The following is a 19,600-nucleotide window of genomic DNA, read 5'->3' as shown; positions in this document are numbered from 1 at the left end:
GTGACCATCAAGCGTAACCCGGTGCTCAGCCTTTCAGCGCCGCCCGCAGTCCCGGGCGCGATGCCCGCGCCCACACCTCGGGGAGTTCGCGTTCCCTCGCCTCCGCCGCCGCCTCCTCCTCGCCGTACAGGAGCCCCCAGGTGAAGGCGGACTCCCCCGCGCCGTGGGCCTGGACCGCCAGGGTCCGCAGGGCCTCCCGGGCCACGACGCTGTCCTGGTGGTCCCCGAGCACCGACTGCACGGACTTCATCCGTTTGGAGAACCTCTTGGCCGGCTTGCCCAGGGCCGGCCTGGCGGCCTCGGCGGCGTAACGGACGCGTTTGGCGGCCTTGCGCGCCTCGTGCATGGCGACGTCGCGCCGCTCACCCGGCCGCTGTTCCAGGGCGTGTCCCACACGGCCGGCCAGGCGCTCGTAGTCCTTGAGCACGGCGCGGGGCAGGACGTCACCCGGCGCCCCTGCGGCGCCGGGGAGCAGCGGCGGGTCCGTGAGGACGGCGTCCAGGGCGTCCAGCAGCGCCAGATAGCGCTCCGCGTCGAGGACGTCGGCGACCCGTCGCCGAGAGCCCGTGCGCCGGGCGGCGAAGGTGAGTTCCAGCCGGGCGTCCACGGGGCCCAGGACCAGGGGTGCCGGCAGCTCGGCGACGCGGGAGCGGAGCCGTTCCTCGAGGACCTCCCTGTCGCGGTCGACCCCGAGTTCCGAGGCGAGCCACTTGAGCTCGTCGCGGAGCGGGTCGGTGACGGTCCGGTCGAGCAGCCGGCGGTACGTCCTGAACGCGCTGCGCAGCCGGCGGGTGGCGACCCGCATGCGGTGCACGCTGTCGGGCAGGTCGCGGCGTACGGCGGGGTCGAGCTCGACGAGTGCCGCGACCTGGTGGCGTACGTAGGCGAGGACGTGGTCGCCCGCGGTGCGCGAGGGGCGCTCCTCCTTCGTCCGCCGCCGCTTCCCGGGAGCCGTGTCGGCCAGGGCCCGGGAGAGCTTGGACGGCGCGGCGGAGGGCCGGACACCGGCCTTGCGCAGCCGTCGCTCCACGGCGTCCAGGAGGGCGGGGTCGCCGTCGTCGGCCAGTTCGACCTCCATCTCGGTCCACGCAGCCGTGGTGCCGTGCCCCTCCTCGGTGAGGCGCTCCGCGAGAACTTCGTCGATGCTCACCTCGGCGAGCAGGGCGCCGTCCTCGTCGAGGAGGTGGTGGACGTCCCGGGCGGAGAGGATCCGCACGACGGGGGTCACCGGTGCGTGCCGTACCCGGGAGCGGAGCAGCCCGCCGATCGCGTCCGGCAGGGCGTCGGTGAGGGGGGCCTGGATCTCGTCGCGGACACCGGCGGAGACGGGGATCTTGAGATGCCAGCCGGCGTCGTCCCCGCCTGTTCTGCGGCGCAGGGTGAGAGAGCTGGCGGCCAGCCGGAAGTCCTCGGTGTCGTAGTAGACGGCGTCGAGTTCGGTGAGGCCGCGGTGGACGACGGCCGAGACCCCGGCCGCACGGGTCAGGTCCGGCAGCCGGGTCTCGGGAGTCGCTTCGTACTTTCGCTCGACCTCACGCTTGGTGTCCGCCATAGGACGAATCTTTCCGCTCCGCGGTCGAACATGCAGGGCGGAAGGAATCCGTCAGGCCGACATCGGCCTCTGCACCTTGATCGACTGGAGCAGTCCGATCGCCACCCAGACGGCGAACATCGAGGAACCCCCGTACGACACGAACGGCAGCGGAAGCCCGGCCACCGGCATGATCCCGAGTGTCATCCCGATGTTCTCGAAGGACTGGAAGGCGAACCAGGCGATGATGCCGGCGGCCACGACCGTCCCGTACAGCTCGGTCGTCCCGCGGGCGATCCGGCAGGCGCGCCACAGGACGACGCCGAGGAGGAAGATGATCAGCCCGGCTCCGAGGAAGCCCAGCTCCTCCCCCGCGACGGTGAAGACGAAGTCGGTCTGCTGTTCGGGGACGAACTGGCCGGTCGTCTGGGAACCGTTGAAGAGCCCGGTGCCCGTGAGCCCGCCGGAACCGATGGCGATACGGGCCTGGTTGGTGTTGTAGCCGACACCGGCCGGGTCGAGCGCCGGGTTGGCGAAGGCCGCGAAGCGGGCGATCTGGTAGTCGTCCAGCACCCCGAGCTGCCACACGGCCAGGGCGCCCGCGGTGCCCGCCCCGAGGAGTCCGAAGATCCAGCGGTTGGACGCCCCGGAGGCGAGCAGCACACCGAGCACGATGACGGCCATGACCATCACGGAGCCGAGGTCGGGCATCAGCATGACCACCGCCATCGGCACGACGGCCAGGCCGAGCGCCTTGGCGACGGTCCGGTGGTCGGGGTGCAGTTGGTCGCCCGCATCGACACGGGCGGCGAGCAGCATCGCCATGCCGAGGATGATCGTGATCTTGGTGAACTCGGAGGGCTGCAGGGAGAAGCCGCCGGGAAGGAGGATCCAGGCGTGCGCGCCGTTGACGGTGGCGCCCAGCGGGGTGAGGACCGCGAGGACGAGCACGACCGACAGTCCGTAGAGGACCGGCACCGCTCCCCGCAGGGTGCGGTGCCCGAGCCAGATGGTGCCGATCATCAGCGCCAGGCCGATGCCGGTGTTGAGCGCGTGCCGGAACAGGAAGTAGTACGGGTCGCCGTGGGTGAGGGAGTCCCGGCCCCGGGTCGCCGACCAGACCAGGAGCGAGCCGACGAAGGACAGCGCGACGCCCGAGCCGAGCAGGGGCCAGTCCAGCCGCCGCACGACGGAGTCGCGGGCGGTGAGCCTGACCCAGAGGGAGCGGTCCTCGGGGCCGTAGCGCGAGACGGAGAATCCGGCCATCAGTCACGCCTCCCGACGGTCGCCGGCAGGGCACCCGCGAGAGCCTGCGTGCCGTCGTCGACGGGCGCGGGGACGTACGGCCTGATCTTGGGCGACTCGATCTGGCCGTCCGGCTTGATCTTCGGCAGCGCCTTCTGGGGGGCGGGCAGCAGCGCCTTCTTGAGGTTCTGCTTTCCGCTCGCGTCGAGCCCGTAGAGCGCGTTGTAGATGTTGCGCACGGCGGGTCCGGAGGCGCCGGAACCCGTACCACCCTGGGAGATCGTCATGACGATCGAGTAGTCCTTGGTGTACGTGGCGAACCAGGAGGTCGTCTGCTTGCCGTAGACCTCGGCCGTGCCCGTCTTGGCGTGCATCGGGATCTTGTCCTGGGGCCATCCGCCGAATCGCCAGGCGGCGCTGCCCCGGGTCGCGACTCCCGCGAGGGCTTCGTCTATCTTGTCGCGCGTGTTTCCCTCGAAGGGCAGCTTGCCGTGGGCCTGGGGCGCGATCTCCTGGACGGACCTGCCGTCGCCGCTGACGATCGCCTTGCCGACGGTCGGGTCGTACAGGGTGCCGCCGTTGGAGATCGCGGCGTAGATCGTCGCCATCTGGATCGGGGTGACGAGGGTGTCACCCTGGCCGATCGAGTAGTTGACGGAGTCACCGGCGCGCATCTTGTTGCCCTCGATGCAGCCTTCGTACGCGATCTTCTCGACGTACGTGCCGTCCTTCTTGCCCTGCTTGCACCAGGACGCCTTGTTGGCGTCGTAGAAGTCCTGCTTCCACTGGCGGTCGGGGACGCGGCCGGAGACCTCGTTGGGGAGGTCGATGCCGGTCTCCTTGCCGAGGCCGAACTGGTGGGCGGTCTTGTAGAACCAGTCCGCCGGCTTCTTCTTCGGGCTGTTGCCGCCGTCCTTCGCCCACTCCTTGTGCGCCAGGCCGTAGTAGACCGTGTCGCAGGAGACCTCGAGCGCGCGCCCGAGGTTGATGCTGCCGTAGCCCTGGGACTCGAAGTTCTTGAAGACCTGGCCGCCGATGGAGTACGAGCTCGGGCAGGGGTAGTTGCCGTCGAAGTCGTATCCGGCGTTGACGGCCGCGGTCGAGGAGATGACCTTGAAGATCGACCCCGGTGCGGCGGTGCCCTGGATGGCCCGGTTCAGGAGCGGGAAGTTGGACTTCTTGCCCGTGAGCCTGGCGTAGTCCTTGGCGGAGATACCGCCGATCCAGGCGTTCGGGTCGTAGGTCGGCAGGGAGGCCATGGACACGATGCGGCCGGTCTTGGCCTCCATCACGACGACGGCGCCGGAGTCGGCCTTGTACAGCTCGTTGGTGTTGCGGTCCATCTCCTTGCGGGCCGTCTCCATCGCCTTGTTCAGCTCGTACTCGGCGACGGCCTGGACCCGGGCGTCGATCGAGGTGACGACGCTCGCCCCGGGCTCCGCCTCGTCGTTCTGCGCCTCGCCGATGACGCGGCCGAGGTTGTCGACCTCGTACCGGGTGACACCCGCCTTGCCGCGGAGCTCCTTGTCGTACGTCCGCTCCAGGCCGGAGCGACCGACCTGGTCGGAGCGGAGGTAGGGCGAGTCGGAGTCCTGGGCCTTGGTGACCTCTTCGTCGGTGACCGGCGAGAGGTAGCCGAGGACCTGGGCGGTGTTGGCCTTGCCGGGAGCGGCGTAGCGGCGCACGGCGGTGGGTTCGGCGGTGATACCGGGGAAGTCCTCGGCACGCTCACGGATCGTGAGGGCCTGCTGGGTGGTGGCCTCGTCGGTGACGGGGATCGGCTGGTAGGGCGAGCCGTTCCAGCAGGGCTGCGGGGTCTTCGCGTCGCAGAGCCGGACCTTGTCCTGCACGTCCTTGGGCTTCATGTCGAGCACGTCGGCGAGCCGGGTGAGGACGGCGACCCCGTCGTCCTTCATCTTCATCAGCTCGGTGCGGCTCGCGGAGACCACGAGGCGGGTCTCGTTGTCGGCGAGGGGCACGCCCCGCGCGTCGAGGATGGCTCCCCGGACGGCCGGCTGCACGACCTGCTGGACGTGGTTGTTCTTGGCTTCGTCGGTGTACTCCTGGCCGTTGCGGATCTGGAGATACCAGAGCCGGCCGCCGAGCGTCAGGAGCAGGGAGAAGACGAGGACCTGGATGACGACGAGACGGATCTGGACCCGCTGGGTCCGTCCGGTCTCCGGGATGTTGCTCACAGGGCGCCCCCGGTGGTGGTGGGTCGGCCGGGGGTACGGGGGTGGGCGCCCCCGGTGCTCGTCCGGTGCCGGTACGGCCTCACAGTCGCTTGACCCCCTTGATCCTTCCTGCGCGTGCGGCGCGGCTGCGGGCCGCCCTCAGGCGCATCCCGCCCCGCTGGCTGCCGATCCGCAGCCCGGTGCCCGAGGCGAGCCAGCCGGCGGCGACGTCGCCGCTGGAGCTGTCGGCGACCGGGTCGTTCTCCGTGCGTCTGGCGAGCGCCATGATCAGCGGAACGGTGAACGGCGCGAGCAGCAGGTCGTACACGGCGGCGGTGAAGAGCAGGCTGCCCAGCCCCACATGGCGGGCGGCCGTGTCACCGACGAGCGCGCCGACACCGGCGTACAGCAGGGTCGATCCGAGGGCCGCGACGACGACGAAGGCCATCGGGGTGAACGCCGACTTGAGCTGGCCGTTCTCCGGGCGGGCCATTCCGGCGACGTAGCCGATGATGCAGAGCACCAGGGCGTAGCGCCCGGCGGCGTGGTCGGCGGGCGGTGCCAGGTCCGCGAGGAGGCCCGCGCCGAAGCCGATGAAGGCGCCGCTGACCGGTCCCCACACGAAGGCGAGCCCGAGGACGACGAGAAGCACGAGATCGGGGGTGGCACCGGGGAGCTGGAGCCGGGCGAGTACGGCGACCTGGATGACGAGGGCGACCACGACCAGGGCGACGGAGAGCAGAATCCTGTTGATGCGCATGGAGATCAGCTCTATTCCTGCTCGTTCGCCGCGTCGCCGGCGGCCGTGTCGGCATCGCCCGCGGCATCCGGGGAGGCGGATGAGCCGGGCTTCTCGTTGACGTTCCCCACGACCTTCCCTTCGGCGTCCACGAGGTCGCCGTTGGGCTGGACCGTGACGGTGACGGTCGGGGTGGGCTTGGGCTTCTCCGGCTTCTTGGGCTGCTTCGGCAGCACCATGTCGCGGGGGTCCTCGCGGGGCGCCTGGACGACGATGCCCACGATGTCGAGCTTGGTGAAGCCGACGAACGGCTGGACGTAGACCGTCCGGGTCAGGTCGCCCCCGGACGGGTCCACGCGGACGACCTCGCCGACCGGCACCCCGGGGACGAAGGGCTTGTCCTTGCTGGAGCCGAAGGTGACCAGCCGGTCGCCCTTCTTCACGTCGGCCTTGCCGTTGAGGAACTGGACCGAGAGCGGCCGTGATCCCTGTCCGGTGGCGAAGCCCAGCTCGTCGGTCTTCTCCAGCCGGGTTCCGACGGTGAAGTCGGGGTCGTTGGCCAGCAGGACGGTCGCGGTGCTCGGGCCGACGGTGGTGACCCTGCCGACGAGCCCTTGGCCGTTCAGCACGGTCATGTCACGCGTCAGGCCGTCGTCAGCCCCGGCGTCGATGGTGATGGTCCAGGAGAAGCCCTGGGCCGCTCCTATGGCGATGACCTCGGCGGCCTTGATGCCGTACTGGCCGGCACCGGCGCTCTTGAGCATGGTGTCGAGCTGGCGCACCTTGCTGATGTTGCGGTCGTCGCTGCCGAGCTTCGTCTTCAGCGTGGCGTTCTCGTGCTCCAGGGCCGCGATCCGGTCGTGCCGGTCACCGGAGTCCCGTACGGCGCCGATGGCGTTGCCCACCGGGTCCACCGCCGCCGAGACGCCGTTCTCGACCGGTCCGAAGACCGTGGCGGCGGCCTGCCGGGCGCCGTCCACCGGCGACTCCTCACCACCGCGGATATCCACCGTGATCAGGGCGAATGCGATGGCGATCAGCAGCACCAGGAGCAGCCGGCTCTCTCGTGTGTCCCTCACGTGCGGCGGCCGTGCCTTCCTCGTCGGAATGTTCGTGCCTGTATAGCGACGTTCCGCCGTACGGGACGGCAGTGCCCGTACGGCGGAACATCGTGTCCTAGCGTCGGGGCTGGGCGTCCAGCACCTGCTGGAGCGCCTCGAACTCCTCGACGCACTTGCCGGATCCGAGCGCCACCGAGTCCAGCGGGTCCTCGGCGATGTGGATCGGCATGCCCGTCTCGTGGCGGAGCCGCTCGTCGAGTCCCCGCAGGAGCGCGCCGCCGCCGGTGAGGACGATGCCGCGGTCCATGACGTCGCCGGAGAGTTCCGGCGGGCACTTGTCGAGCGTCGTCTTCACGGCGTCGACGATCGCGTTGACCGGCTCCTCGATGGCCTTGCGGACCTCGGTCGCGGAGATGACCACGGTCTTGGGCAGGCCCGAGACCAGGTCACGTCCGCGGATCTCGGTGTGCTCGTCCTTCTCCATCTCGAACGCCGAGCCGATCGTGATCTTGATCTGTTCGGCGGTGCGCTCACCGAGGAGGAGGGAGTACTCCTTCTTGATGTGCTGGATGATCGCGTTGTCCAGCTCGTCACCGGCGACCCGGATCGACTGGGCGGTGACGATTCCGCCGAGCGAGATCACGGCGACCTCGGTGGTGCCGCCACCGATGTCGACGACCATGTTCCCGGTGGCCTCGTGGACCGGCAGGCCGGAGCCGATGGCCGCGGCCATGGGCTCTTCGATGATGTGCACCTGTCGGGCGCCGGCCTGGGTCGACGCCTCGATGACGGCGCGTCGCTCGACCCCTGTGATGCCGGAGGGCACACAGACGACGACCCGCGGACGGGCCAGGTAGCGGCGCTTGTGGATCTTGAGGATGAAGTAGCGGAGCATGCGCTCCGTGATCTCGAAGTCGGCGATCACGCCGTCCTTCAGGGGCCGCACGGCAACGATGTTGCCCGGTGTGCGGCCGATCATCTTCTTTGCCTCGGCGCCGACCGCCAGGATTCCGCCGGTGTTGGTGTTGATGGCCACGACGGACGGCTCGTTCAGAACGATGCCGCGCCCCCTGACGTACACCAGCGTGTTGGCAGTCCCGAGGTCGATAGCCATGTCACGGCCGATGAACGACATTGAGTTCCCCTTGTTCCCCATGAGGATGCGTCGGGCCTTCCCAAGAAGCGAAGAATGGCTTGTTTTGAGTAGGCGAGGGTTGGCGCTGCGGGCGTGGAAGCTTCCATCGTAGTGCCGTATGCACGGACACAGCGCGAGGGTCCTTCGCCATGGCGAGCGGAACGGCTGCCCGTTCCACCCATGGTGACGATACGTCGGGGGGATGCGTTCCCGCGATACGTGACCCTAAGCCGAAGGGCGACCGAATTACTTCGGTCGCCCCAGGTCATGAGCGCTGATTGGCGGAGCCGAAGTCAGGAAAGTCCGGGAAAGAAGAGCTTGAGTTCTCGCTCCGCGGACTCCTCGGAGTCCGAGGCGTGGATGAGGTTCTCCCGGGTGATCGTGCCGAAGTCACCGCGGATCGACCCGGGCGCGGCGGCGATCGGGTCGGTGGGGCCGGCGAGGGCGCGGACGCCCTCGATCACCCGCTCGCCTTCGGCCACCAGAGCGACGACGGGGCCGGAGGCCATGAACTCGACGAGCGGCTCGTAGAACGGCCGGCCCTTGTGCTCGCCGTAGTGCTGCTCCAGGGTCTCCTGGTCGAGCGTGCGCAGCTCCAGCGCGGTGATCGTCCAGCCGGCCTTGCGTTCGATGCGGCCGACGATCTCGCCGATCAGCCCACGCCGGACGGCGTCGGGCTTGAGAAGGACGAGGGTGCGCTGAGTCATGTGCGGCTCCTTGCGGGCTTTCGGTGCGGGTGAGGCGAGATTACAGGGGTGCGCCGGCCTGCCTACGGCCGGGTTTACGCAGTGTCATCCTCGGGCCGGAGCCTGCGAGCTCTCCTGAGCCTCGGCCTGGGCGGCCCAGCGCGCCTTCGCCTCGTCGATCCTGCGGCCGTAGTGCACCGAGGCCCACCACAGGGCAGCGAAGATCACGCCCAGGATGAACATCATCGGGACGAAGAAACCGCTCAGGACCAGCAGGACCTGGAGCGCCCAGCCGAGCTGCACACCACCGGGCCGGGTGAGCACACCGCAGAGCAGGACGGACAGCAGCATGCCGATGCCGCAGACCGTCCAGACCGTGCCCATGGACATGTCCTCGGACTTCATCGCCACGAGTCCGGCGAAGCCGATGACGAAGAACTCACCGATCAGCGTCGATGCACAGAGCGTACGCACAGGTCAGCGCCTTCCAAGCAGCAGCCGGGCCTCGCCGACCGTGATCACGGATCCGGTCACCAGGACTCCGGCGCCCGCGTATTCGGCCTCCTCCTCGGCGAGGGTGATGGCCGCCTCCAGCGCGTCGTCCAGGCGAGGTTCGACCTGCACCCGGTCGTTGCCGAAGACCTCGACGGCGACCGCGGCGAGCGCGTCGGCGTCCATGGCGCGGGGGCTGGAGTTCTGGGTGACGACGATCTCGGCGAAGATCGGCTCGAAGGCTTCGAGGAGCCCCCTGACGTCCTTGCCGTCGCTCGCGCCGACGACCCCGATCAGCCGGGAGAAGCTGAAGGCCTCGGACACGCCCTCCGATGCCGCGAGGGCACCCGCCGGGTTGTGCGCCGCGTCCAGGACGACGGTCGGGCTGGACCGGACGACCTCCAGGCGGCCCGGGGACAGCACCGAGAGGAAGGCCTTGCGGACCACTTCCACGTCGAGACTGCGGGCCTGTTCCGCGCCGATGCCGAAGAACGCCTCGACCGCGGCCAGCGCCACCAGCGCGTTGTGCGCCTGGTGCGCCCCGTAGAGCGGCAGGAAGATGTTGTCGTACTCGCCGCCCAGGCCCCGCAGGGTCAGCAGCTGGCCGCCGACCGCGATCTCGCGGGAGACGATGCCGAACTCCATGCCCTCACGTGCGACCGTGGCGTCGACCTCGACGGCCCTCTTCAGCATGACCTGCGCGGCGTCGACCGGCTGCTGGGCCAGGATCACCGTGGCGTCCTGCTTGACGATGCCGGCCTTCTCCGTGGCGATCTCGCCGGCGGTGGAGCCGAGACGGTCGGTGTGGTCCAGCGAGATGGGGGTGACGACCGCGACCGAGGCGTCGATCACGTTGGTCGCGTCCCAGGTGCCGCCCATGCCGACCTCGACGACCGCGACGTCTACCGGCGCGTCGGCGAACGCCGCGTACGCCATGCCCGTCAGGACCTCGAAGAACGAGAGCCGGTAGGGCTGCTGGGCGTCGACCATCTCGACGTACGGCTTGATGTCGTCGTACGTCTCGATGAAACGCTCGGCCGCGATGGGCGCGCCGTCCAGACTGATCCGCTCGGTGATCGACTGGACGTGCGGGGAGGTGTAGCGGCCGGTGCGGAGCTCGAAGGCGTTCAGCAGGGCCTCGACCATCCGGGCCGTGCTGGTCTTGCCGTTCGTCCCCGTGATGTGGATCGACGGGTAGGCGCGCTGGGGCTCGCCCAGCACGTCCATGAGGGCGGCGATGCGGGTCACCGAGGGCTCGAGCTTGGTCTCGCCCCAGCGGCCGGCGAGCTCCTGCTCCACCTCGCGCAGCGCCCGGTCGGTCTCGGGGTCGGCCGGGCGGTCGGGGACGGCCTCGCCCTGCGGCGGGCCCGACTGGGCGCGCAGCGTACGGCTCCCGGCCTCGATCACCGCCAGGTCGGGGTCGCGCTGGGTCTCTTCGTCGACGATCTCCGCGAAGGTGTCGTCGGGATCTGACGCGTCGTGCCGGTCTGAAGGGCGGGGCTCACTCACGGGGCCAGTCTACGGATGGCCACGGACATCGCGCGCAGCGCCCGCCGCCGTGCCTCCCCGGGCGTGGAGGAGCCCCGGCACCGCGCTCCCCGGTCACGGCGAAGCCCCCGCACTCCCGGTCGGTCGGGGGTACGGGGGCTTCGTCCTCAGGTGATCAGCCCTGGGGCAGTTGCGCCAGCTGGGCGGCGATCCGCTCGATGTCGGCCTCCGCCTTGGCGAGCCGGCCGCGGATCTTGTCGACCACGTTGTCCGGTGCCTTGGCGAGGAACGCCTCGTTGCCGAGCTTCCCGGTGGCCTGGGCCTTCTCCTTCTCCGCGGCGCCGAGGTCCTTGGTGAGGCGCTTGCGCTCCGCCTCGACGTCGATCGTGCCGGACAGGTCGAGGGCGACGGTGGCTCCGGCGACGGGCAGCGTGGCCGTCGCCTGGAAGCCGTCGCCGGCCGGCTGCAGGCGCAGCAGCTGGCGGATGGCCGCCTCGTGCGGGGCGAGCACCGTGCCGGTGACGGTCAGCTCGGCCGGGACCTTCTGGCCGGGCTGGAGGCCCTGGTCGGAGCGGAAGCGCCGGACCTCGGTGACGACCTGCTGGACCAGCTCGATCTCCTTCTCGGCCGCGTCGTCCCGGAAGCCGCTGTCCTTCGGCCAGTCGGCGATGACGACGGACTCCTGACCGGTGAGCGTCGTCCAGAGCTGCTCGGTCACGAACGGGACGATCGGGTGCAGGAGGCGCAGGGTGACGTCCAGGACCTCGCCGAGGACCCGGGCGGAGACCTGGGCCTGCTCACCGCCCGCGAAGAACGTCGTCTTGGACAGCTCGACGTACCAGTCGAAGACCTCGTCCCACGCGAAGTGGTAGAGGGCGTCGCTGAGCTTGGCGAACTGGAAGTCCTCATAGAACGCGTCGGCGTCGGCGACGGTCTTGTTCAGCCGGGACAGGATCCAGCGGTCGGTGGCCGAGAGCTGCTCGACGGGCGGGAGGTCGCCCTCCACCGTCGCGCCGTTCATCATCGCGAAGCGGGTCGCGTTCCAGATCTTGTTGGCGAAGTTGCGGGAGGCCTGGACCCAGTCCTCACCGATCGGGACGTCGGTGCCCGGGTTGGCGCCCCTGGCGAGGGTGAAGCGGACGGCGTCGGAGCCGTACGTGTCCATCCAGTCCAGCGGGTCGACGACGTTGCCGAAGGACTTCGACATCTTCTTGCCGCGCTCGTCACGGACCAGACCGGTGAGCGCGATCGTCTTGAACGGGGCCTCGCCGTCCATGACGTACAGGCCGAACATCATCATCCGGGCGACCCAGAAGAAGATGATGTCGTGGCCGGTGACCAGGACGTCCGTCGGATAGAACTTCTTGAGGTCCGGGGTCTCCTCGGGCCAGCCGAGCGTCGAGAACGGCCAGAGGCCGGACGAGAACCAGGTGTCCAGGACGTCGGCGTCCTGGGTCCAGCCCTCACCGGTGGGCGGCTGCTCGTCGGGGCCGACGCAGACGACCTCGCCTTCGGGGCCGTACCAGACGGGGATGCGGTGGCCCCACCAGAGCTGGCGCGAGATGCACCAGTCGCGGAGGTTGTCGACCCAGTCGAAGTACCGCTGCTCCATCTCCTTGGGGTGGATCGCGACCCGCCCGTCGCGGACCGCGTCACCAGCCGCCTTCGCGAGGGTCTCGACCTTGACCCACCACTGGAGCGAGAGCCGGGGCTCGACGGTCGTGCGGCAGCGGGAGCAGTGGCCGACGGAGTGGACGTACGGACGCTTCTCGGCCACGATCCGGCCCTGCTCGCGCAGCGCGCCGACGATCGCGGACCGGGCCTCGAAGCGGTCGAGACCCTCGAACGGTCCGGGAACGGTGATGACACCGCGCTCGTCCATGACGGTCATCGACTCCAGGCCGTGGCGCTGGCCGATCGCGAAGTCGTTCGGGTCGTGGGCCGGGGTCACCTTGACGGCGCCGGTGCCGAACTCCGGGTCGACGTGGTGGTCCGCGACGACCGGGATCGTGCGGTCCGTGAGCGGCAGCTTGATCCGCTTGCCGAGCAGGTGGGCGTACCGGGCGTCGTCCGGGTGGACGGCGATGGCGGTGTCGCCCAGCATCGTCTCCGCGCGGGTCGTGGCGACGACCAGCGTCTCCTCACCCTCGCCGTACCGGATCGAGACGAGCTCTCCGTCGTCGTCCTGGTAGTCGACCTCGATGTCGGAGATCGCGGTGAGACAGCGGGGGCACCAGTTGATGATGCGCTCGGCGCGGTAGATCAGCTCGTCGTCGTAGAGCCGCTTGAAGATCGTCTGGACGGCGGCGGACAGCCCCTCGTCCATGGTGAAGCGCTCACGGGACCAGTCGACGCCGTCGCCGAGGCGGCGCATCTGGCCCAGGATCTTGCCGCCGTACTCTTCCTTCCACTGCCAGACGCGCTCGACGAACTCCTCGCGCCCCAGGTCGTGGCGGGACTTGCCCTCCTCGCCGAGCTGCTGCTCGACCTTGTTCTGGGTGGCGATGCCGGCGTGGTCCATGCCGGGCAGCCACAGCGCCTCGTACCCCTGCATCCGCTTGCGGCGGGTGAGGGCGTCCATGAGCGTGTGCTGGAAGGCGTGGCCCAGGTGGAGGGAACCGGTGACGTTGGGCGGCGGGATGACGATCGTGTACGGAGGCTTCTCGCTCTCCGGGTCGGCCGTGAAGTAACCGCGCTCCACCCAGCGCTCGTACAGCTTCCCCTCTACCTCGGCCGGCGCGTACTGGGTCGGCAGTTCGGGGATGCTGGCTGGCTGCTGCGCTGCGTTCTCGGTCACGGCACACAGTTTAGGGGCGTCACAGTCATGCACTGAAACCGGTTTGTTCAGTAACGGTGTACGTCCCGGTGCCCTACGCGAGCGCCGCTTCCGCCAGGATGTTCGGAACGCATAAGCATTCTGGAGGGGACAGCGCAATGAGCCACAACCAGCCGGGCCCGTACGGCCAGCAGCCGCCGCAGGGCCAGCCCGGACCGTACGGCCAGCAGCCGGGTCCGTACGGCCAGCAGCCCGGACCGTACGGGCAGCAGCCGGGCCCGTACGGCGGGCAGCCCCCGCAGGGGCCTCCGCAGGGCCAGCCCGGCTACGGCTACCCGCAGCAGGCCCCCCAGGGCGTCCCGCCGCAGCAGCAGCCCCCGCAGCCGGGCTACGGCTACCCGCAGGGCCAGCAGCCGGGTCCCTACGGCCAGCAGCCGCCCACGCCGCCGTACGGCGGCCAGCAGGCGTACCCCGGCATGCCACCGCAGCCGGGTGCCCCGAAGAAGAAGACGGGCCTGATCATCGGCGCGGCCGTGGTGGCGCTGGCCGTCGTCGCGGGCGGGGTGTACTTCCTCACCTCGGGCGGCTCCGGCAACAGTGATGTCGCCGACTCCACCAAGGGGTACAAGATCACGCCGGCGGCGGCGGTGGAGTCGTACAAGCAGGACACGAGCAAGGCGCAGCCCTCGGCCGCGATGACGGGGCAGGACAAGACCAAGGCCGAGGCCATGGGGGTCCAGAAGCCGAACGAGGTCGGCGCCCAGTACATGAGCGGCGACATGGCGAAGAACCCGCTCACCACGAAGATGCTCATCTTCCAGGGCGTCTGGGGCGAGATCGAGGACCCCGCGCAGGTCATCGACGGCTCCTTCAAGAACGCCGAGAGGCAGGCGGCGATGAGCGAGGACGCCGAGGGGTCACTGGTCGGCAGCCCGGAGGAGGCGACACCCGCCGGCTTCGAGGGCGCGCTGATGAAGTGCCAGAACGTGAAGATCGTCAACGACAAGGCGGACGGCACTCCTGCGGGAGGGCCCAAGGAGATGCTCATGCCGGTCTGCGTCTGGGCCGACTACAGCACCGTCGGCGTGGTGATCGGCTTCGACATCGGCGGCGCCATGACGAACAAGCCGATGACCCAGGACGAGACGGCGGCCCTCGCCGCCAAGCTGTACAAGACCTCGCGTACCAAGATCTGATCCCACAACGCCGAAGGGGCGCCCGGCCATTGGCCGGGCGCCCCTTCGCGTGCGCTGTCGCCTGCCGCTACGCGGACTTCTCGTGGCGGCCGCCGTCGTTCTTGCCGATCGTGCGCGGCTCGCGCGGGACCAGGGTCGGGTTGACGTTGTTGCGGACGACGTCCGGCGTGATGACGACGCGGGCCACGTCCTTGCGGGACGGGACCTCGTACATCACGGACTGGAGGACCTCTTCCATGATGGCGCGCAGACCACGCGCGCCCGTCTGGCGGAGGATCGCCTGGTCGGCGATGGCTTCGAGCGCCTCGCGCTCGAAGTCCAGCTCCACGCCGTCGAGTTCGAAGAGGCGCTGGTACTGCTTCACCAGCGCGTTGCGCGGCTCGACCAGGATCTGGAGCAGCGCCTCGCGGTCCAGGTTGTGGACCGAGGTCAGCACGGGGAGACGGCCGATGAACTCGGGGATCATCCCGAACTTCACCAGGTCCTCCGGCATGACCTCCTGGAACTGGTCGCTCGCCTGGATCTCCAGCTTGGAGCGGATCGTCGCACCGAAGCCGATGCCCTTGGCGCCGGCCCGCGACTCGATGATCTTCTCCAGGCCCGAGAAGGCGCCGCCCACGATGAACAGGACGTTCGTCGTGTCGATCTGGATGAACTCCTGGTGGGGGTGCTTCCGTCCGCCCTGCGGCGGTACGGAGGCGGTGGTGCCCTCCAGGATCTTCAGCAGGGCCTGCTGCACGCCCTCGCCGGAGACGTCGCGCGTGATCGACGGGTTCTCGCTCTTGCGGGCGACCTTGTCGATCTCGTCGATGTAGATGATCCCGGTCTCGGCCTTCTTGACGTCGTAGTCCGCGGCCTGGATCAGCTTCAGCAGGATGTTCTCGACGTCCTCACCGACATAGCCGGCCTCCGTCAGCGCCGTCGCGTCCGCGATGGCGAACGGGACGTTGAGCATGCGTGCCAGCGTCTGCGCGAGGAGCGTCTTGCCGGAGCCCGTGGGGCCCAGCAGCAGGATGTTGGACTTGGCGAGCTCGATGGCGTCGTCGCGGTTCGCGCCGCCGCCGTTCTCGCCCGCCTGGACCCGCTTGTAGTGGTTGTACACAGCGACCGAGAGGGCCTTCTTCGCGGGCTCCTGCCCGACGACGTACCCCTCGAGGAACTCGTAGATCTCGCGCGGCTTGGGGAGCTCCTCCCACCGCACCTCGGAGGTCTCGGCGAGCTCCTCCTCGATGATCTCGTTGCAGAGATCGATGCACTCGTCGCAGATGTACACACCGGGTCCCGCGATGAGCTTCTTCACCTGCTTCTGGCTCTTTCCGCAGAACGAGCACTTGAGCAGGTCGCCGCCATCACCGATGCGTGCCACGAGGTGCTTCCCCTTCGCCTGGGAGCAGCCTGGTTCAGCGGCTCCTGGTGCCTCTATCCGACGGTACCTTGCCTGGCCCCCCGTTCGGGCCCCCCTTGGCACGGTTCACACGGCCGTGGCCGTGCGAGTGGAATGTGCCAAGGGGAAAGACCGACGTCAGACGGACGCGCCGGCTGTGGTCTTACGGGTGGAGACGATCTGGTCCACCAGACCGTACGCAAGTGCGTCGTCGGCGGTAAGGATCTTGTCGCGCTCGATGTCCTCGCTGATCTTCTCCAGCGGGGTGGTGGAGTGCTTGGCCAGCATCTCCTCGAGCTGGGTCCGCATCCGCAGGATCTCGTTGGCCGCGATCTCCAGGTCGGAGAGCTGCTCACGGCCGGTCTGCGAGGACGGCTGGTGGATCAGCACACGGGCGTGCGGGAGCGCCATGCGCTTGCCCGGGGTGCCCGCTGCCAGCAGGACGGCGGCGGCGGAGGCGGCCTGGCCCATGCAGACCGTCTGGATGTCCGGCTTCACGAACTGCATCGTGTCGTAGATCGCGGTGAGCGCGGTGAACGAGCCGCCGGGGCTGTTGATGTAGATCGAGATGTCGCGGTCCGGGTCCATCGACTCCAGGCACAGCAGCTGCGCCATGACGTCGTTGGCCGAGGCGTCGTCGATCTGCACGCCGAGGAAGATCACGCGCTCCTCGAAGAGCTTCGCGTACGGGTCGTACTCACGCACACCCTGCGAGGTGCGCTCCACGAAGCGCGGGACGACGTAGCGGTTGTCCACCTGCGGGCCGGTGTAAAGACCGCTCGCGGAGGCGCCGGAGAAGTTGTTCATGTGGGTGTTCACCATCCTGGTGGCGTATCTGTGGGCTGGAGGTCTCGGCGTACGAGAGGGTGCGGGGTGGTGCACGCCTGGATCAGGCGCCGGTGCCGCCGCCGCCCGGGATGCCCGACGCGACCGAGATGATCTCGTCGATGAGGCCGTAGTCCTTGGCCTCCTCGGCGGTGTACCAGCGGTCGCGGTCGCCGTCGCGGATGATCGTCTCCACGGTCTGACCGGAGTGGAGGGCCGTGATCTCGGCCATCCGGGTCTTCGTACGGAGCAGGTACTGCGCCTGGATCTTGATGTCCGAGGCAGTACCGCCGATGCCGGCCGAACCCTGGTGCATGAGGATGTCGGTGTTCGGGAGCGCGAAGCGCTTGCCCGCCGTGCCGCCGGTGAGCAGGAACTGGCCCATCGAGGCCGCCATGCCCATACCGATGGTGACCACGTCGTTCGGGATGTACTGCATGGTGTCGTAGACCGCCATGCCGGCCGTCACCGAACCGCCGGGGCTGTTGATGTAGAGGTAGATGTCCTTGTCGGGTTCCGCGGCAAGGAGCAGAAGCTGTGCGGTGATCTTGTTGGCGATGTCATCGTCGACCTGCTGACCGAGGAAGATGATGCGCTCGCCGAGCAGTCGGCTGTAGACCTGGTCACCGAGGCCTCCACCGAGGGACGGCTCTCCGGCGGCGTAGGGCATCAGATTCGTCACGTATCCACCTGCTCGTCTCTGACGGCTCCGGCCGTCTCAGCGTCTTCGTACCGGTGGGCCGGGACTACCCGACCCTTCCTCTTCATGGACCCTAACGCGCAGGTGGGACAACGCCATCCCGGTTCCCCAACTGTTCGCTGGGAGCGCAAGGTGAGCAGTCCGCACAAGGGTCCCGGGCGAACGACGGCGGGCCCCGGACGCGAACGTCCGGGGCCCGCCGTGCGGATCAGGTCAACGAGCGGAGCGGGGCTCAGGCCTCGTTCTTCTCGTCCTTCTCCTCGGCCTTCTCGGTGCCCTCGGCGGCCTCGGCCGTCTCGGGGGCCTCCTCGGCCGCCTCCACCGCGTCCTCATCGTCTTCGAGGTCGACGATCTCACCGTTGGTGTCGATGACCTTGGCGGCCTCGACGACGACGGCGAGCGCCTTGCCGCGGGCGACCTCGCCGACGAGCATCGGCACCTGGCCGCCTTCGACGACGGCCTGGGCGAACTGGTCGGGGCTCATGCCGGAGGACTGCGCACGCCGCATGAGGTGCTCGGTGAGCTCCTCCTGGTTGACGTTCAGCTTCTCCTTGTTGACGAGCTCGTCAAGGATGAACTGGGTCTTGATGCCCTTGACGGCCTGCTCGGAGGTCTCGTTCTCGAACTCCTCCAGGGTCTTGCCCTGGATCTCGAGGTACTTCTCGAGGTCGAGACCCATCTGGCCGAGCTGGTGGTGCTCGAGGTTGTGCTTGCGGGTCTGGACCTCGTCCGCGAGAAGCTTCTCGGGGATCGGGACCTCGGCCAGCTTCAGCAGCTCCTCGAGGACGCGCTCCTGGGCCTGGGTGGCCTGGTCGTACTGCTTGGTGTTCTCGAGGCGCTTGCGGCTGTCCTCGCGAAGCTCGGCGAGCGTGTCGAACTCGCTCGCCATCTGCGCGAAGTCGTCGTCCAGCTCAGGCAGTTCGCGTGCGGCGACGGCGGTGACCTTGACGGTGACCTCCGCTTCCTTGCCCTCGGCGGAGCCGCCCTTCAGCTCGGAGGTGAAGGTGGCCTCGCCACCGGCCTCCAGGCCGGTCACGGCCTCGTCGATGCCTTCGAGGAGCTCGCCGGAACCGATGGTGTACGAGACACCCGCGGCCACGCCGTCCTCGAGGACCTCTCCGTCGACCTTGGCCTCGAGGTCGATCGTCACGACGTCGCCCTCGGCGGCGGCGCGCTCGACCGGGTTGGTCGATGCGAAGCGCTCGCGGAGCTGCTCCACGGCCTTCTCGACCTCTTCATCGGTGACTTCGAGTGCGTCCACGGTGACCTCGATGCCGGAGTAGTCCGGAATCTCGATCTCGGGACGGACATCCACCTCGGCGGTGAAGGCCAGCAGTTCGCCATCCTTGAGCTCGGTGATGTCAACCTCGGGCTGGCCCAGAACGTTGAGCTCACCCTCGTTGACAGCCTCGGTGTAGAACTTCGGAAGGGCGTCGTTGACGGCCTCCTCCAGCACAGCACCACGGCCGAACCGCTGGTCGATGACGCGGTTGGGGATCTTGCCCTTACGGAAGCCCTTCACCGTGACCTGCTGGTTGATCTTCTTGTACGCCGCGTCGAGGCTGTCCTTGAGCTCCTCGAAGGGCACCTCGATGCTGAGCCGAACCCGAGTCGGGTTCAGGGTCTCCACGGCGCTCTTCACGGTTCGGTCTCCTTGGTGGCTGACTTCTTGGGGTTCTGCTGGGCCGCCGAGAGGCGGCTTCGCGGATCGAGCCCGGTACATCAGACACACGGGCACGCAATTTGCATAGTAACGGCAAGGGGGAGGACTCCCACAATGCGATCTTGCTGGTGGTCGGGGTGGCCGGATTCGAACCGACGACCTTCCGCTCCCAAAGCGGACGCGCTACCAAGCTGCGCCACACCCCGTCGGTGCGACACGTAGGGTACATGCAGACGAGCGCTGCGTCGGCCGCTTTGCGCGGCCGGTCACCGACGGCGTCGCGGGGCACGCCGATACGGGTGTGCGCGCACCATCCCGGACCCGCTACGATGCTGTCCGTACCGCGGTCCTGCCGGACCCGTGGTGCGATGCTCGCGGGCGTAGCTCAATGGTAGAGCCCTAGTCTTCCAAACTAGCTACGCGGGTTCGATTCCCGTCGCCCGCTCCAACGGCTCAGGGCCAGGTCGCAGGATTCCTCCTACGACCTGGCCCTGTCGCTTTTCCA

General features: G+C 68.9%; 15 protein-coding genes and 2 tRNA genes. 2 read left to right on the top strand and 15 right to left on the bottom strand.

Annotated features, from left to right (window positions below):
* Positions 1-25 precede the first annotated feature (25 nt).
* The 10 genes from ACIRJR_RS11160 to ACIRJR_RS11115 all read right to left on the bottom strand — a co-directional run bounded on the left by ACIRJR_RS11160 (position 26) and on the right by ACIRJR_RS11115 (position 13,348).
* Positions 26-1,552, bottom strand: a complete 1,527-nt coding sequence (locus tag ACIRJR_RS11160) for a CHAD domain-containing protein (protein WP_403777280.1) — start codon at positions 1,550-1,552, stop codon at positions 26-28.
* 51 nt (positions 1,553-1,603) lie between these two features.
* On the bottom strand, positions 1,604-2,797 hold the full coding sequence (rodA, locus tag ACIRJR_RS11155) for a rod shape-determining protein RodA (RefSeq protein WP_403777277.1): 1,194 nt from the start codon (positions 2,795-2,797) through the stop codon (positions 1,604-1,606).
* On the bottom strand, positions 2,797-4,971 hold the full coding sequence (gene mrdA / locus ACIRJR_RS11150; RefSeq protein ID WP_403777274.1) for a penicillin-binding protein 2: 2,175 nt from the start codon (positions 4,969-4,971) through the stop codon (positions 2,797-2,799). The genes rodA and mrdA overlap by 1 nt, the downstream gene beginning before the upstream one ends.
* 79 nt (positions 4,972-5,050) lie before the next feature.
* Positions 5,051-5,710 carry a rod shape-determining protein MreD gene (gene mreD / locus ACIRJR_RS11145; protein WP_403777271.1) on the bottom strand — a complete coding sequence of 220 codons (660 nt, stop codon included), beginning with the start codon at positions 5,708-5,710 and terminating at the stop codon, positions 5,051-5,053.
* 11 nt (positions 5,711-5,721) lie between these two features.
* Positions 5,722-6,768, bottom strand: coding sequence for a rod shape-determining protein MreC (mreC, locus tag ACIRJR_RS11140; protein WP_403777268.1), 1,047 nt, complete (start codon positions 6,766-6,768; stop codon positions 5,722-5,724).
* Between the two features lie 97 nt (positions 6,769-6,865).
* Positions 6,866-7,885 carry a rod shape-determining protein gene (locus tag ACIRJR_RS11135; protein WP_073746922.1) on the bottom strand — a complete coding sequence of 340 codons (1,020 nt, stop codon included), beginning with the start codon at positions 7,883-7,885 and terminating at the stop codon, positions 6,866-6,868.
* Between the two features lie 293 nt (positions 7,886-8,178).
* A complete protein-coding gene (ndk, locus tag ACIRJR_RS11130; RefSeq protein WP_014156293.1) occupies positions 8,179-8,592 on the bottom strand; it encodes a nucleoside-diphosphate kinase in 414 nt (137 codons plus the stop codon).
* Between the two features lie 84 nt (positions 8,593-8,676).
* On the bottom strand, positions 8,677-9,045 hold the full coding sequence (locus ACIRJR_RS11125; protein WP_403777264.1) for a DUF4233 domain-containing protein: 369 nt from the start codon (positions 9,043-9,045) through the stop codon (positions 8,677-8,679).
* A gap of 3 nt (positions 9,046-9,048) precedes the next feature.
* The gene (locus tag ACIRJR_RS11120) at positions 9,049-10,572 is read right to left on the bottom strand and encodes a bifunctional folylpolyglutamate synthase/dihydrofolate synthase (RefSeq protein ID WP_403777261.1); all 1,524 of its coding nucleotides are present in this window, start codon (positions 10,570-10,572) and stop codon (positions 9,049-9,051) included.
* 154 nt (positions 10,573-10,726) lie between these two features.
* Positions 10,727-13,348, bottom strand: coding sequence for a valine--tRNA ligase (locus ACIRJR_RS11115; protein WP_403777258.1), 2,622 nt, complete (start codon positions 13,346-13,348; stop codon positions 10,727-10,729).
* A gap of 137 nt (positions 13,349-13,485) precedes the next feature.
* Between ACIRJR_RS11115 and ACIRJR_RS11110 the strand changes: the two genes are divergently transcribed.
* Positions 13,486-14,523 carry a hypothetical protein gene (locus tag ACIRJR_RS11110; protein ID WP_403777255.1) on the top strand — a complete coding sequence of 346 codons (1,038 nt, stop codon included), beginning with the start codon at positions 13,486-13,488 and terminating at the stop codon, positions 14,521-14,523.
* Between the two features lie 67 nt (positions 14,524-14,590).
* Here the strand turns inward: ACIRJR_RS11110 and clpX are convergent, their stop codons facing one another.
* From clpX to ACIRJR_RS11085, 5 genes are all read right to left on the bottom strand, one after another.
* Positions 14,591-15,889 carry an ATP-dependent Clp protease ATP-binding subunit ClpX gene (gene clpX, locus ACIRJR_RS11105; protein WP_103516222.1) on the bottom strand — a complete coding sequence of 433 codons (1,299 nt, stop codon included), beginning with the start codon at positions 15,887-15,889 and terminating at the stop codon, positions 14,591-14,593.
* A gap of 156 nt (positions 15,890-16,045) precedes the next feature.
* On the bottom strand, positions 16,046-16,729 hold the full coding sequence (locus ACIRJR_RS11100) for an ATP-dependent Clp protease proteolytic subunit (RefSeq protein WP_031091966.1): 684 nt from the start codon (positions 16,727-16,729) through the stop codon (positions 16,046-16,048).
* A gap of 67 nt (positions 16,730-16,796) precedes the next feature.
* Complete coding sequence (locus tag ACIRJR_RS11095) at positions 16,797-17,402, bottom strand: ATP-dependent Clp protease proteolytic subunit (RefSeq protein WP_403778696.1); 606 nt, start codon at positions 17,400-17,402, stop codon at positions 16,797-16,799.
* A gap of 262 nt (positions 17,403-17,664) precedes the next feature.
* Positions 17,665-19,074 carry a trigger factor gene (gene tig / locus ACIRJR_RS11090; protein WP_403777251.1) on the bottom strand — a complete coding sequence of 470 codons (1,410 nt, stop codon included), beginning with the start codon at positions 19,072-19,074 and terminating at the stop codon, positions 17,665-17,667.
* A gap of 150 nt (positions 19,075-19,224) precedes the next feature.
* Positions 19,225-19,301 (bottom strand) — tRNA-Pro (locus ACIRJR_RS11085).
* 168 nt (positions 19,302-19,469) lie between these two features.
* Between ACIRJR_RS11085 and ACIRJR_RS11080 the strand changes: the two genes are divergently transcribed.
* Positions 19,470-19,543 (top strand) — tRNA-Gly (locus tag ACIRJR_RS11080).
* Positions 19,544-19,600: the final 57 nt, after the last annotated feature.

The organism is Streptomyces sp. NPDC102402 (assembly GCF_044765765.1).
GTDB lineage: Bacteria > Actinomycetota > Actinomycetes > Streptomycetales > Streptomycetaceae > Streptomyces.
This window is presented reverse-complemented; position numbering and strand designations above follow the sequence as displayed.